The 13,801-nt window shown below is 68.3% G+C and carries 8 protein-coding genes; all 8 read right to left on the bottom strand.

Translation table 11 applies throughout. From position 1 onward, the window contains the following. Window positions 1–24: 24 nt before the first annotated feature. The 8 genes from V6M89_RS27860 to V6M89_RS27825 are packed head-to-tail and all read right to left on the bottom strand — an operon-like array spanning window position 25 to window position 13,613. Entirely contained in the window at window positions 25–2,910 is a 2,886-nt protein-coding gene (locus tag V6M89_RS27860) for an O-linked N-acetylglucosamine transferase family protein (RefSeq protein ID WP_332856269.1), read from the bottom strand. A 29-nt stretch (window positions 2,911–2,939) separates the two neighbouring features. Then, a complete protein-coding gene (locus V6M89_RS27855) occupies window positions 2,940–4,046 on the bottom strand; it encodes a hypothetical protein (protein WP_332856268.1) in 1,107 nt (368 codons plus the stop codon). 5 nt (window positions 4,047–4,051) lie between these two features. After that, window positions 4,052–7,216: an O-linked N-acetylglucosamine transferase family protein gene (locus V6M89_RS27850; protein WP_332856267.1), complete on the bottom strand. Its 3,165-nt coding sequence runs from the start codon at window positions 7,214–7,216 to the stop codon at window positions 4,052–4,054. Next, window positions 7,213–7,953 (bottom strand): N-acetyltransferase, encoded by a 741-nt coding sequence (locus tag V6M89_RS27845; protein WP_332856266.1) that lies wholly within the window; start codon window positions 7,951–7,953, stop codon window positions 7,213–7,215. The genes V6M89_RS27850 and V6M89_RS27845 overlap by 4 nt, the downstream gene beginning before the upstream one ends. Window positions 7,954–7,968: 15 nt before the next feature. After that, window positions 7,969–9,075: a DegT/DnrJ/EryC1/StrS family aminotransferase gene (locus V6M89_RS27840; RefSeq protein WP_332856265.1), complete on the bottom strand. Its 1,107-nt coding sequence runs from the start codon at window positions 9,073–9,075 to the stop codon at window positions 7,969–7,971. Between the two features lie 8 nt (window positions 9,076–9,083). Then, window positions 9,084–9,494, bottom strand: a complete 411-nt coding sequence (locus V6M89_RS27835; protein WP_008453214.1) for a sugar 3,4-ketoisomerase — start codon at window positions 9,492–9,494, stop codon at window positions 9,084–9,086. Further along, on the bottom strand, window positions 9,491–10,390 hold the full coding sequence (locus V6M89_RS27830) for a glycosyltransferase (protein ID WP_332856264.1): 900 nt from the start codon (window positions 10,388–10,390) through the stop codon (window positions 9,491–9,493). The genes V6M89_RS27835 and V6M89_RS27830 overlap by 4 nt, the downstream gene beginning before the upstream one ends. Before the next feature lie 19 nt (window positions 10,391–10,409). Further along, the gene (locus V6M89_RS27825; protein ID WP_332856263.1) at window positions 10,410–13,613 is read right to left on the bottom strand and encodes an O-linked N-acetylglucosamine transferase family protein; all 3,204 of its coding nucleotides are present in this window, start codon (window positions 13,611–13,613) and stop codon (window positions 10,410–10,412) included. Window positions 13,614–13,801 lie beyond the last annotated feature (188 nt).

The raw sequence follows: 13,801 nt of genomic DNA, 5'->3' as shown, positions 1-13,801 counted from the left end.
CCGGGCGATGGCGATTTACCACAGTTATGGCGCCAGCAGGAGTTGATAGCCAATTCTCATGGTGCGCTGCAGCACATCGACCCGGTGGGCAGCGGTCGCGGCCAGTTGTGTGTAGTGACTGGCAATGAGTGTGTTCAATTCGGAAAGACGGGCCGACAGCAGCTGCTGGAAGTGGCCGGCCGGCTCGAAGCGGTGGCCGTGGGCATGGGCCTGGTACAGCAGCTCCAGCGCCTCGATGCCGGCCTCCAGCTGGGCCAGCGGCGTGGCCGGCACGACGGGCGCGGCGCGGTAGCTGGACAGCGGCTGCGGCAGGTAGACATAGTCGCCGCCGGCCAGCGCGGTCAGCGTGCTGGCGACGTAGGCGCGGTCACGGTAGGGGCGCTCATGATAGTGGCCGAACGCCGCGCCGATGCTGGCGCGCTTGAACAGCAGGGCGCCCGGCGCGCAGACGGCGGCGGCCGCGCCGCTGTCGCCATTGAGCAGCAGGTTGGCCAGCGAGCCGGCGCTGACCACGATCTCGGCCGCGAACAGCGGCGCCACCGGCAGCGCCTGGCCGTCGGGCGCACGTGGCTGGCGCCAGCAGGCCACCAGGTTCACCTGCGGATGATCGAGGAAATACGGCAGCATCACGGCGATCTTGTTGGGCGCCAGCGTGTCGCCGGCCGGCGCCACGGCCACGTAGGCGCCCAGCGCCAATGCCAGGCAGTGATTCAGGTTGTCCAGCGGCGCCAGGCCGGGCGCGGGCGCGTAGCGCAGGCGGCGGTGGGCTTTCAGCAGGGGCTTGAGCAGCGCGCGGCAGGCGCCGTCGGGGCTGCTGTCGCTGACGATGATTTCGCAATTGGCCCAGGTTTGCGCCAGCGCGCTGCGCAGCGTGGTTTCCAGCGGCAGCGGGTCGTCGGCGGCGATCAGGATGCTGACCAGCGCGTCGTCGTTCCCGCGCACGCGGGAATCCATACGTCGCGTGCCGGCCGGCGCAGCATGGATTCCGCATCGGCGGACCGCCGCCTGCGCGGGAACGACGGGGGAGACGCCCTTGGCGACCCGCAGGTACAGCGCTTCCAGGTCGCACACCAGCTGCGGCGTGTCGAACAGCGGCGCGCTGTCGCGGTGCTTGCGCAAGCGGTTGCGCAGCCGCGCCAGTTCCTTGGGCCGCTCGGCCAGGCGTACCGCCCTGGCTTCGTATTTCTGCTCGCTGGCGGTGACCAGCTCCGGCAGCCCGGCCGCGTGCAGCAGGCTGGCGCTGACCCGGCTGGCGCTGCTGCGCCCGGTGCTGGTCAGCAGCGGCAGGCCGGCCCACAGCACTTCGCCGGCCATCGCGCCCGACGCGTACGGCGCGGTGTCGAGGAACAGGTCGGCGGCCTGGTAGCGCGCCAGCTGCTGGTCCGGGGATGATGCGACCGGCTCGGCAAAGCACAGGCGCTCGCTGGCGACGCCGCGTTGCATGGCCGCCACCCGCAGGTTGTCGCGCACCGGTTCGCTGGCCGTTTGCAGCCACAGCACGCTGTCCGGCACCTGTTGCAGGATGCGCATCCAGGTGGCGTAGCGTTCCGGCGTGATGTGCTCGGCCGCGCCGAAGCAGCAGTAGACGAAGCCCGGCTCCGGCAGGCCGAGCGCGGCGCGGCTGCCGGGACCACTGTGGCTGCCGTGGCCGCCGTGGCCGGGCTGCGGCTTGGGCAGCGGCCGCCGGCGGTCCTGCGGTTGGAAGCAGTGCGGCAGGTACAGCGGCTGTTCGGTGTAGTGCGGCGCCAGTTCCGGCGGCAGCGTGATGGCGTCGGCCAGCACGTAGTCGACGGCGGCCATGGCGCTGCTGCCGGGCTGGCCCAGCCAGGCGATCTGCACCGGCGCCGGCCGCTGCAGCAGGATGCCCGGCCGCGCGCCCGGCAGCCGGCCGTGCAGGTCGACCAGGATATCGATCTCGTGGGCGCGGATCGCCTGCGCCGCCTGCAAGTCGCTCAGCGCGGCGATCGGCACGTGCAAGTCCATGCCGCGCAGCAGGCGCTGGCGCAGGGCCGAGCCGTCCTCGGCGCTCCAGCAGAAGCCGTAGACTTCGATCTGCTCGCGATTGTGCAGCTCGAACAATTCCGCCAGCAGCCGGCCGATGGGCTGGGCGCCAAAGCCGCAGGACAGGTAGCCGATGCGCAGCTTGCGGTGGCCGTAGCCTTCGCCGTCGGCCAATGGCGCCGGGGCCGGCGGCAGGGTGGCGCGCACTTCGCGCTGGGCCGCCGCCAGCTGGCGGGCCGGGTCGTCGCTCAGGCTCAGCATGGCCAGCGCCGAGGTGGCGTGGCGCAGCGCGCTCTCGCTCAGGCCGGGCACGAAGCCCACCACCGGCCAGGCGCACAGCTTCAGGCGCAGGTTCAGCCATTGCGGCGCGATCAGGCTCTGGCGCGGGTCGAGTTGCAGGCTGTGCAGCAGCGCCTGCTCCGCCTGCGGCAGTTCGCCCTGCGCCTCGGCCAGCCGGCCGATGTTGTTGAACAGGCGTATCCGCAGCGCCGGCGCGGCGGCCGAGCTGGCGTCGAGGTCGTCCAGCGCCTCCTGCCACAGCGCCAGCGCCGCTTCCGGCTGGCGCCGCCGTTCCAGCAGCGCGCCCAGTCCCAGCTGGCTTTCGGTGAAGCCGGGATGCAGCCGCAGCGATTGACGGTAGCCGCGCTCGGCGCCGGCCTCGTCGCCCGCTTGCAGCTGGACCACGGCCAGGTTGTACCAGGCCACGTATTCCAGCGGCGAGTCGCAATGCTCCAGCCACAGCTGGTACAGCGAAATGGTCTGCTCGCTCTTGCCCTGCGCCGACAGCAGACTGGTCAGGCCGATCAGGTCGATGATGGCCAGCTCGCCCAGCCGCGCCAGCGCCAGCGCCAGCGTTCCCGCTTCAGCCAGGTTACCGGCGGCCATCGCTTGATGCAGTTGCTGGGACATGGGCGGGCTCCGGTCAGGTGGCTGGCGCTTTAGCGCGCCTCGGTCAGCATCAGCACGCCGACCAGGTCGAGGTGGCGTTCCGGCGCATCCGGCCGGCCGCCGGCATAGCAGTCGAAGCCGGTCTGCGCGCCGCCGGCCTGTTCCGGCACCGACACAGCCAGCCGGCTGGCGCCGTAGGGCCGCAGCAGGCTGTGGCTCCACAGCAGCGGCAGCGGGATGCTGGAGTAGACGAAGGGCAGGGTTTCGGTATCGGCGTGGCGGGTGGCGACGCGGGCGTTGAAGGCCAGGCCGTCGTCGCTGCCCAGTTCCAGTTGCAGCGCGTCGTGCTGTGGGTCGGATTTCAGGAACAGCGCCAGCGGGAACATCTCGCTGTTCAGTTCGAGGCGGCTGCCGGGCAGCATGCGCAGATAGTCCAGCTGCATCAGGCGGTTGCCGGTATGGCCGCGCTGCACCGGGCCGCTGGTGAACTGTTGCAGGTTGACGCCGGGCAGGTACATCGCCTGCAGCCCGGCGAACGGCGACACGGCCTGCAGGCGCGCCGCCGTGGCCGCCAGCGGCTCGGCGTTCTGCGCCTTCAGCGTCAGCAGGCGCTGGGCGACGATGGCGCCGACGATGGAGGTGGCGTGCGGCGTGTCGTAGTGGGCCGGGTCGCGGTACAGCCAGGCCGGCGCGCGGCCCAGGAACAGCGCCGACAGCGCGGCGCGCACGTCGATCACCGGCAGCGCCAGTTCATTGAAGGCGCGCAGCTGCGCGTCGTAGATCGGATGCGGCGCGGTCGACGAGAAGTGCTGCTGCTGCGCCAGCACCAGCGGCACGAACACCGCCGTCGGGTACAGCTGCGCGGCCGTCTTCAGCAGCAGGTGGAAGCAGAACAGCCAGGAATCGGCGCCGCCGGGGCGGGGCGCGAAGTGGCCGGTGTCGTTGATCGAGTACTCGTACAGCACCACGTCCACCGGCGCCACCGACGTGCTGGCATAGGTTTCATACAGGCGGCCGATGGCCGACAGCGAGGTGGTGGCGCCGACCGAGATCTGCACGATCTCGGGCTCGACATAGCCTTGCAGCGACTGCGCCAGGTGGGTGACGTAGCCGTCCTTGAGCAGCGAGTTGGAACCGCCGATGATGAGGATCTTCATGGGACTCAGGCCGGCACGGCGGTGACGATGTAGCGTTGCGCCATGGCGTCCTGCACCGCCAGCTCGGGATCGCTGCCGCTGGCCTGGGCCAGCTGGCGCAGGATGGGCAGGAAGATTTCGCGGCCCGGCTCGTTGTACATCACGGGCATGCCGCCGCTCATGCGGAAGCCGCATTGCTGCAGCAACTCCAGCAGCGAGCCGCGCGTGAAGCCGTGCAGTTCGCCCTGCTGCATCACGCCGTCGGCGCGGTAGCGGAAGTCGCCCATGTTGAGCCGCACTTGCGTGCTCCAGTGCTGCAGGTTACGCACCGACAGCACCAGCGTGCCGCCCGGCGCCATGCTGGCGCGGATCGCCGCCAGCAGCGCGGCCGGATCGCGCACGCGTTCCAGCGCGCCGTCCAGCAGCCACAGGTCGGCCTGCGCCAGCTGGCGGTCGCGCTGCGGGTCCGGGGTTTCGATGTCCTGGCTGTAGACGAAATCGCAGTGTGCGCGCGCCTGCTCGGCGGCGATGGCGTCGCGTTCGATGCCGGTGTAGTTGCACAGCGGGTGGCGCTGCTTGTAGGCCTTGGCGAAGGCGCCGTCGCCGCAGCCCAGCTGCACCACCTTGACCGCGCTCGGCGCCAGGTCCAGCAGCTGCTGGTTGATCTGCACGGTGGCCGCGGGTTTGTCGTAGTGGTAGCCGCCGGTGCGGCGCACCGTGCCCTGCCAGTCGTGGCGGATGAAGATGCGCTGCGCCGGCTGGTCGCTGAAATCGTTGTTGACCCAGGCGACGTTGCGCATCAGCTGGTCGCTCTTGCCGGCCTGCGCCATCGCCACCATGGACGGCAGCATCGGCGCGCCGTGCTTGACCGGCAGCGGCCACTGGCGCACCACCTCGATGTTGGTCAGCATGCAGGCCGGGTGCAGGTAGGGCATGCTGCCTTCGCCGTAGGGCTGGCCGTCGGCGTTGACGGGGGTGACGTTGCCGACCCCGTACATCTGCGGCTCCAGGTTCTCCACCAGCGATTCGAGGAAGCCGCGCTTGAGGATCTCGACGTCGGAATCGAGGAACAGCACCTGGCCGGACAGCTCCAGGTTCTCGATCGCCCACGCCATGCCGGGGCCGTGGTGGATGTTGTAGCCGAACGGGATGAAGCGCACGCCCGGATACTGGGCGGCGATCGGCGCGATCTTTTCGGCGATCTCCGGCGCCGAGCCGTCGATGATGGTGACCGGGTTGTGCGGGTAGAACTGGCGGAAAGTGCCCAGCAGCGAGGCGATCAGGTCGGGTGCGTTGTAGGACACCGCGATCATCGGGATCTGGTCGATATTCATGGCTGCTTTCGTGGTGTTGGTTGTAGCAATGCCTGGCCGCGCCACGCGCTGCATGGCCGCCTCCAGGTTGCGCACCAGGCGCGGGGTGTCGAACAGGGCGCAGCTCATGCGGTTTTCGATCAGCTGGCGCTTCATGGCGGCGATGGCGTCCGGGTCGTTGGCCAGCGCCACCGCCTTTTCTTCGTAGTCGGCGAAGTTGTAGGTGATCAGTTGCGGCAGGTCGACCGCGCGCAACAGGCTGCCGGCCATGCGCGAGGCGAAGGTCGGCCCGGCGCAGGTCAGCAGCGGCAGGCCGGCCCACAGGGCATCGCTGGCGGTGGTGCCGGCGTTGAACGGATAGGTGTCGAGGAACAGGTCGGCCAGCTGGTAGCGCGCCAGGTAGTCGGCCGGCAGCGCGCGTTCGGCGAAGATCAGCCGTTCGGCATCGATGCCGGCGTCGGTGGCGAAGCGCTTCAGGTTGTCGGCCACCAGCGGCGTGTCGGCCACCAGCCACAGCACGCTGCCCGGCACGCGGCGCAGGATGTTCATCCAGTGCGCGAACAGCTCGGGCTTGAACTTGTAGCTGTTGTTGAACGAGCAGAATACGAAGGCGTCTTCCGGCAGCTTGACGCTGGCGCGGGTCGGCTTGTTGCCGATCAGGCGCTGGCGGTCGTTGATCTGGAAGGTGTCCGGCAGGTACAGCGGCTGCTCGCTGAAGTCCTTGGTCATTTCCGGCGTGATCAGGAACTCGTCGGCGATCACGTAGTCGATGCCGGGCAGGCCGGTGGTGCCGGGGAAGCCCAGCCACGTCATCTGCACCGGCGCCGGACGGTACGCCAGGATCTGCGGACGCGCGCCGGAGGTCAGGCCGTGCAGGTCGACCAGGATGTCGATCTCGTGGCCGCGGATCAGGCGCGCGGCCTGCTCGTCGCTCAGCGCGTGAATCGGAATGTAGTGGTCCATGCCGGCCACCACGCGGGCGCGCAGCGGCGAGCCGTCCTCGCGGCTCCAGCTGAAGGCGTAGACCTCGAACTGGCTGCGGTCGTGCAGGCCGTACAGCTCGGCGGTCAGGATGGACACCGCGTGCGAGCACAGGTCGGACGACAGGTAGCCGATGCGCAGCCGTTCATGGCCGTAGCCGGAGCCCTGGCCGGCCGGGCCGGTCAGCGAGGCCACCGTGGTGTCGAGCTTCTCGGCCACGAAGCGGGCGGCGGCGGCCGCTTGCAGCGCCGGGTCGTCGGTCAGGCTCAGCATCGCCAGCGCCGAGGCGCCGTCTTCCATCTGGCGCCGGCTGATGTGCGGCAGGCCGCTCCAGGTCGGCCAGTGGCACTGCTTCTGGCGCAGGTGCACCCAGTGCGTCATCACGTGCGGCTGGTCCGGCTCCACGGTCAGGCTTTGCGCCAGCATGGCTTCCGCTTCCGGGTACTGCTTCTGGATTTCCAGCAGACGGCCCAGGTTGTTCAGCGTTTGCAGGTATTGGGTGCGGTGGGTTTTCTGGTCCAGCTTGACGGCCGGGCCGAGGATGGTGCGCCACATCGCCAGCGCCTCCTCCGGCTGGCCCTGGCGTTCCAGCAGGGTGCCGAGATTGAGCCGGCCTTCGACAAAGCGCGGCTGCAGCGCGATGCACTTGCGGTAGGCCGCCTCGGCGCCGGCGTCGTCGGAATCGGCGGCCAGCAGCGCGCCGAGGTTGAACCAGGCCGCGTACAACAGCGGCTGGCGCGAGCCGTGCTCGATCCAGCAGCGGTAGAGCGCGATGGCTTGCTGCGGCTGGCCTTGCTTTTGCAGCGCGGCGGCGGCGTCGAACAGCTGCGGGATCGTCATGTTGCCGCGTCCCGCCTGTTTCAGCCACTGGGTGTAGGGCGTGCCGGCGCCGCTCATGGTTGCGCCGCGTCCCAGCCGGCGGTGATCTCGGCCGGGTAGCCGCGCTTGAAGTGGGTGGTCCACGGATAGGCCGGAGCGCCGCTGCCGTCCTTCAGCTTGATCTTGCTGGCGTCGCACAGGAACTGCGCCGGATTGCCGGCCACCACGGTGTGCGGGGCGACGTCGCGGTGCACCTTGCTGTGCGCGGCCACCAGCGAGCGCTCGCCCACGGTCACGCCGGGCAAGATCACCGACATCGCGGCGATGGCCGCGTAGTCGCCGATGGTGGCGCCGACCAGCACATTGCTGGGCGGATGGGGATCGTTGGTCAGCACCACATACGGCAGCAGCCAGACGAAGTTGCCGACCCTGGACATCTTGCCGATGAAGACGTTGGACTGGCAGCGCACGTAGTCGCCGATGACGCAGTCGCCCTGGATATCGTTCATGGTGCCGATCTGGAAGGCGATGCCGGCCACGGTTTTTTCGCGCACCACCACGCGGTGGCCGGTGACCAGCTTGTCGCCGAAGCGCGAGCCTTCGTAGAACACCGAGTGCGAGCGGATGCGCGCGCCGGCGCCGATCACCAGCGGCTGGCCGTCGGCCAGCGGGGTCGGATAGCCGATCTCGCAATAACTGTCGATGACCGAGCCGGCGCCGATCTCCACGTTGTCATGGATGATGGTGAACGGGCCGACGCTGACGCCGTCCCCCAGCTTGGCCTTGGGCGAGACGATGGCGCTAGCATGAATCATGTGGTTTCCTGTAATTTATGCCGCGCAGAACTTGCGCACCGCCGCCACCACTTCCATCGCCTGTTCGGCCGTCATGGTCGGGCCCATCGGCAGGCTCAGCACTTCCTTGTGGATGGCTTCGGCCAGCGGGAAGTCGCCCGGCTGGTAGCCCAGGTGGGCGTAGGCCGGTTGCAGATGCGGCGGCACCGGATAGTGGACGATGGTGCCGATGCCCTGTTCGGCCAGCGCCTTGGCCAGCGCGTCGCGCTGGGCGTGGCGGACCACGTAGACATGCCATACCGGCTCGGCCCATTCCGGCACGTGCGGCAGCGCCAGGCCGGGCAGGCCGGCCAGCTCGCGCTGGTAGATGGCGGCGATGGCGCGGCGTTTGGCGTTGTCGCCGTCCAGCTTGGGCAGCTTGACGCTCAGCAGCGCCGCTTGCAGCTCGTCCAGGCGCGAGTTATAGCCCGGCACCTCGTTGTAGTACTTGACCTTGGAGCCGTAGTTGCGCAGCGTGCGGATCTGGTCGGCCAGGTCGTCGTCGCTGGTGGTGACGGCGCCGCCGTCGCCCAGCGCGCCCAGGTTCTTGCCCGGATAGAAGCTGAAGGCGGCGGCGTCGCCCAGCTGGCCGGCCACGCGGCCGCGGTACAGCGCGCCGTGGGCCTGGGCCGCGTCCTCGATCAGCTTCAGGCCGTGCTTGGCGGCCAGCGCTTGCAGCGGATCCATGTCGGCGGTCTGGCCGTACAGGTGCACCGGCATGATGGCCTTGGTGCGCGGCGTGATGGCCGCCTCCACCCGGGCCGGGTCGATGTTGAAGCCGTCGGCGGTGGGCTCGACCGGGATCGGCGTGGCGCCGCAGTCGCTGACCGCCAGCCAGGTGGCGATGAAGGTGTTGGACGGCACGATCACCTCGTCGCCGGGGCCGATGCCGTAGGCCTTGAGTATCATGAAGATCGCGTCCAGGCCGTTGGCCACGCCGATGCCGTGCTTGCTCTTGCAATAGGTCGCGAAGCTGGCTTCGAAGGCGCCGGTCTCGCTCCCGAGGATGTACCAGCCGGAATGCAGCACGCGCTTGAACGCGGCTTCCAGCTCGTCGCCTTGCGACAGGTTGATGGCTTTCAGGTCGAGGAAGGGTACGCTCATGGCAAAACTCACTTAGGTTGGTGTGCCGCGGCCACGAATTCATCGTAGTCGTGGTAGTAGTCTTTGGGGTCGTACAGCGTCGAGGCCAGCACCACGCACACCGCGCCGGACGAGAAGTTCTCGACCTCGCGCCACATCATGCCGGGCACGTACAGGCCGTAGTAGGAGCGGTTCAGCTGGAATTTCTTGCGCTCGTAGCCGTCGTCGACGATGACGTCGAAGCTGCCCGACATGGCGACGAACAGCTGCTGCAGCTCGATGTGGCCGTGGCCGGCGCGCGCCGAGCCGCCCGGCACGTCGTACAGGTAGTAGACGCGCTTGATGTCGAACGGGATGTGCACGCCGCCTTCGATGACGGACAGGTTGCCGCGCACGTCGTGGTGGGGCGGCAGCTCGATCAGCCGGCACTGGTCCATCATGATGCCGTCCCTTCCGCCGCAGCGCGTTGGGCCGCCAGCACGTTATGGAAGCGCTGCTGCGAGCGGGCCACCATCGGGAAGATGCCGCTCAGGCGGGCCGCCACGTCGTCCACCGTCGGCTGCATCACCACCAGCTCTTCCGGCGCGACCAGGCCGATGTCGCACGATTCGATCAGCAGGTCGATATAGTCGGAGAAGCAGTAGCCGAAGTTGGGGTTGCTGTTGATATTGCTGTTCGATTCGAGCCGCTGGTCGTGGCGGAAGTAGGACAGCTCCTCGTCGATGTAGAACACCTTGCCGTCGCGCGCCAGGTTGAAGTAGGCGGCGACGTCGGCCAGGCCCAGCGTGCAGTCGTGCTGGTGGTAGCGGAACAGGTGGCGGCCGATTTCCCACAGGCGCTCGCGGCGGAACATGATGGTGCTGAACTCGCCGACGAAGTTGCGCATGCCCAGCACCATGCTGCGCTGCATGTCGCGCGCCGTCATGCTGCCGCTGGCCTGGTAGGGCCGGCGCAGCTCGGTGCGCTCGTTGTCGACGTTGATCACCTGCGAGGACGAGAACACCAGCTGGATCTCCGGATCCATATTCATGGTCGCCACCATGCGCTCGATGCAGAACGGGTGCAGGATGTCGTCGTCGAACAGCGGCTTGATCAGCTGGCCCTTGGCGGCGAACAGCGCGGTCAGCACGTTCTGCTCGCGCAGCGCCGAATTGCGCTGGTAGATCAGGTGGCCGGTGTACTTGGCGCACATGTCCTTGATCGCCTCGGTCGGGCAGTTGTCGCTGACCAGGATCTCGATGTTGGGATAACTCTGTCCCAGCGCCGACTTCAGGCAAGCCTCGAAGTGGGCGGTCTTGTAGGACGGGATAACGATGCTAACTAATGGCAAACTCATAGATTGTCTGGCTCCTGGCTTAGGCGGCGACCGCCATCACGATGTATTGCCACGGCAGCGCGTCTTCCACCGCCACCACCGGATCGAGGCCGCTGGCGCCGGCCATCATGCGGATCGCCGGCAGGTATTTCTCGCGCGCCGGTTCGTCGATGATGCGGGCGCTGCCGCCGGCGATCTGGAAACCGGCCTGCTGGAACAGCTCCAGCATGGCGCCGCGGGTGAAGATGCGCTTGCGCGTCTTTTCGATGCCGGCCGGGCCGTAGCGCATGTCGCCGGCGTTCAGGCGCGCCTGCACGCTCCAGTGCTGGAAGTTGCGGATGGTGGCGATCAGCTTGCCGCCCGGCGCGATGCTGGTGCGGATTTTCTGCAGCACGGTCCACGGGTCGTTCAGCGTTTCCAGCGTCTCGTCGATGACCCAGCAGTCGGCCCCGCGCACGTGGTCCCACAGGTCGGCGCCGGCGTGTTCGAGGTCGAGGTTGAACACGAAGTCGCAATGCGGACGGGCGGCCTGGGCCGGCGCCGGATCGGCTTCGATGCCGGTGTAGTTGGCCAGCGGGTTGCGGGCGCGGTAAGCCTTGGCGAAGGCGCCGTCGCCGCAGCCCAGCTCCACCACCTTGGCCGCGTTGGGCGGCATGAAGGTCAGCAGGTCGGTGTTGACCACGCTGGTGGCGCTCGGCAGGTCGTAGTGGTAGCCGCCGGTGCGGATCACCGTGCCCTGCCAGTCGTGCTTGATGTAGGTGCGGCTCGGCTCGCGGGCGAAATCGTTGCGCACCCAGTCGACGCTGTGCATCAGCGCGCTCTGGCCGGCCTGGTGCATCGCCAGCATGGCCGGCAGCAGCGGCGCGCCGTGCTTGATCGGCATCGGCCACTGGCGCATCACTTCGGCGTTCACCAGCATGCAGGCCGGGTGCAGGTAGGGGATGCCGTCGGCGTCGCGGCTGTGGCCCACTTCGTTGACCCACTGGACGTTGCCGACGCCGTACATCTCCGGGCGCAGCTGGCTGTGCAGCGATTCCAGGAAGCCGGCCTTGAGGATCTCGACGTCGGAATCGAGGAACAGCACCTCGCCCGACAGGCCCAGGTGGCTGAGCGCCCAGGCCATGCCGGGGCCGTGGTGGATGTTGTAGCCGAACGGGATGAACTCGACGTTGTCGTAGCCGTCGGTGATGGCGCGGATTTTCTCGGCCACGTCCGGATTCGAGCCGTCGATCACGTACACGCGGTTGGGGTAGAACTGGCGCAGCGTGCGCAGCAGCGCCTCGATCAGGTCCGGCGCGTTGTAGGACACGGTGACGATGGGGATGTCGACGATGCGCACCGGTTCGGCCGGCTGCGACGGTTCCTGCGGCCGCACCGCGTGTTCCGGCGCGGCCAGGCGCGGCGCGGCCGGCTTGGCGACCTTCTGCAGCGCGGCCTCGAGGTTGCGCACGAAGCGCGGGCTGTCGAACAGCGGGCAGCTCAGGCGGTTGGCGGCCAGCTGGCGCTTCATCGAAGCGATGCGGGCCGGGTCGTTGGCCAGCGCCACCGCCTTCTCTTCGTAGTCGGCGAAGTTGTAGGTGATCAGCTGCGGCAGGTCGACCGCGCGCAGCAGGCTGCCGGCCATGCGCGACGAGAAGGTCTGGCCGGCGCAGGTCAGCAGCGGCAGGCCGGCCCACAGGGCGTCGCTGGCGGTGGTGCCGGCGTTGAACGGGAAGGTGTCGAGGAACAGGTCGGCCAGCTGGTAGCGCGCCAGGTATTCGGCCGGCACCGCGCGGCTGTTGAAGATCAGGCGGTCGCGGGCGATGCCGGCTTCCTCGGCGTAGCGGTACAGGTTCTCGCGCACTTCCGGATAGTCGGCCACCAGCCACAGCACGCTGTTGGGCACGCGGCGCAGGATGTTCATCCACACCGTGAACAGGTCGGGCGTGAACTTGAAGTTGTTGTTGAACGAGACGAACACGAAGGCGTCTTCCGGCAGGTTGACGCTGGCGCGGGTCGGCTTGGCGGCGATCAGGCGCTGGCGGTCGTTGATCTGGAAGGTGTCCGGCAGGTACAGCGGCTTCTCGGTGAAGTCCTTGGTCATTTCCGGCGTGATCAGGAATTCGTCGGCGATCACGTAGTCGACGCCGGGCAGGCCGGTGCTGCCGGGGAAGCCGAGGTAGGTCAGCTGCACCGGCGCCGGGCGGTAGGCCAGGATGTTGGGGCGCGCGCCCAGCGTCAGGCCGTGCAGGTCGACCAGGATGTCGATCTCGTGGGCGCGGATGGTGCGCGCGGCCTGCTCGTCGGTCTGGGCGTCGATGCGGATGTAGTGGTCCATCGCCTTGACCACGCGGGCGCGGATCGGCGAGCCGTCCTCGCGGCTCCAGCTGAAGGCGTAGACCTCGAACTTGCTGCGGTCGTGCAGCTCGTACAGCTCGGCGGTCAGGATGGACACCGCGTGCGAGCAGAAGTCCGACGACAGGTAGCCGATGCGCAGGCGGCTGTGGCCGTAGCCGTGGGCGCCGGTCAGCGGCGCGACGGCGGCGTTGACCTTTTCGTTGACGAAGCGGCGCGCGGCGGACAGCTGCTGGGCCGGGTCGGCCGAGGCGCTGAGCATGGCCAGCGCCGAGGTGCCGTCCATCATGGTGGCGACCGAGATGTGCTCCAGGCCGCTGTAGACCGGCCATTCGCACTGCTTCTGGCGCAGGTGGACCCAGTGGGTCATGACGTTGGCCTGTTGCGGATCGACGCGCAGGCTCAGCGCCAGCATGGCTTCGGCCTCGGGATAGCGCTTGCGGATCTCCAGCAGGCGGCCGAGGTTGTTCAGGGTTTGCACGTACAGGGTCGGATTGGTCTTGATGTCCGGCTGCACTTCATCGGTGAGTATGGTTTTCCACATCGCCAGCGCGTCGTCCGGGCGGCCGGTGCGTTCCAGCAAGGTGCCCAGGTTGAGGCGGGCTTCGACGAAGCCGGGGTTCTGGGCGATGGCCTTGCGCAGCACCGCTTCGGCGCCGGGATCGTCGCCGGAATTGGACAGCACCACGGCCAGGTTGAAGCAGGCGGCGTAGATCAGCGGCGACGGCGTATGGTCGATCCAGGTACGGTACAGGGCGATGGCGGCGGGCAGTTGTCCGCTTTCCTGCAACACGGCGGCGGCGCCGAACAGGTCGCCGATGGACAGCACGCCCTTGACGGCCAGCGCCATAACAGTGCCCAACGGGCTGGTATCGGTGGGGACGGGTGCGACAGGTACTTGTGCGGTCATAGCGTGGCGTAGGATGGGATGAGCCATAAAAGGTACGCACTATCATACCTTTTTGTCGCAGGGTAAGGGGCAACTTTTGGCTCAGGAGCAAGACTGTAAAACGCCACCTGCTCAACGGATAGGCAACCCGGGGTCAGGTCCCCCATTTGAGCATGAGCCCGGCTATTTAGCCGGGCTCATGCTCAAAT

The sequence above is a fragment of the Duganella sp. S19_KUP01_CR8 genome (genome assembly GCF_036688705.1).
Classification (GTDB): Bacteria; Pseudomonadota; Gammaproteobacteria; order Burkholderiales; family Burkholderiaceae_D; genus Rugamonas.
The sequence above is the reverse complement of the archived record's forward strand: the minus strand, read 5'-3'. Positions and strand labels throughout refer to the sequence as shown.

Coding starts and splice junctions, on each gene's coding strand:
- V6M89_RS27850 (WP_332856267.1), bottom strand. CDS start 7,216: ATGAGCGGCGCCGGCACGCCCTACACCCAGTGGCTGAAACAGGCGGGA.
- V6M89_RS27830 (WP_332856264.1), bottom strand. CDS start 10,390: ATGAGTTTGCCATTAGTTAGCATCGTTATCCCGTCCTACAAGACCGCC.
- V6M89_RS27860 (WP_332856269.1), bottom strand. CDS start 2,910: ATGTCCCAGCAACTGCATCAAGCGATGGCCGCCGGTAACCTGGCTGAA.
- V6M89_RS27825 (WP_332856263.1), bottom strand. CDS start 13,613: ATGACCGCACAAGTACCTGTCGCACCCGTCCCCACCGATACCAGCCCG.
- V6M89_RS27855 (WP_332856268.1), bottom strand. CDS start 4,046: ATGAAGATCCTCATCATCGGCGGTTCCAACTCGCTGCTCAAGGACGGC.
- V6M89_RS27840 (WP_332856265.1), bottom strand. CDS start 9,075: ATGAGCGTACCCTTCCTCGACCTGAAAGCCATCAACCTGTCGCAAGGC.
- V6M89_RS27845 (WP_332856266.1), bottom strand. CDS start 7,953: ATGATTCATGCTAGCGCCATCGTCTCGCCCAAGGCCAAGCTGGGGGAC.
- V6M89_RS27835 (WP_008453214.1), bottom strand. CDS start 9,494: ATGATGGACCAGTGCCGGCTGATCGAGCTGCCGCCCCACCACGACGTG.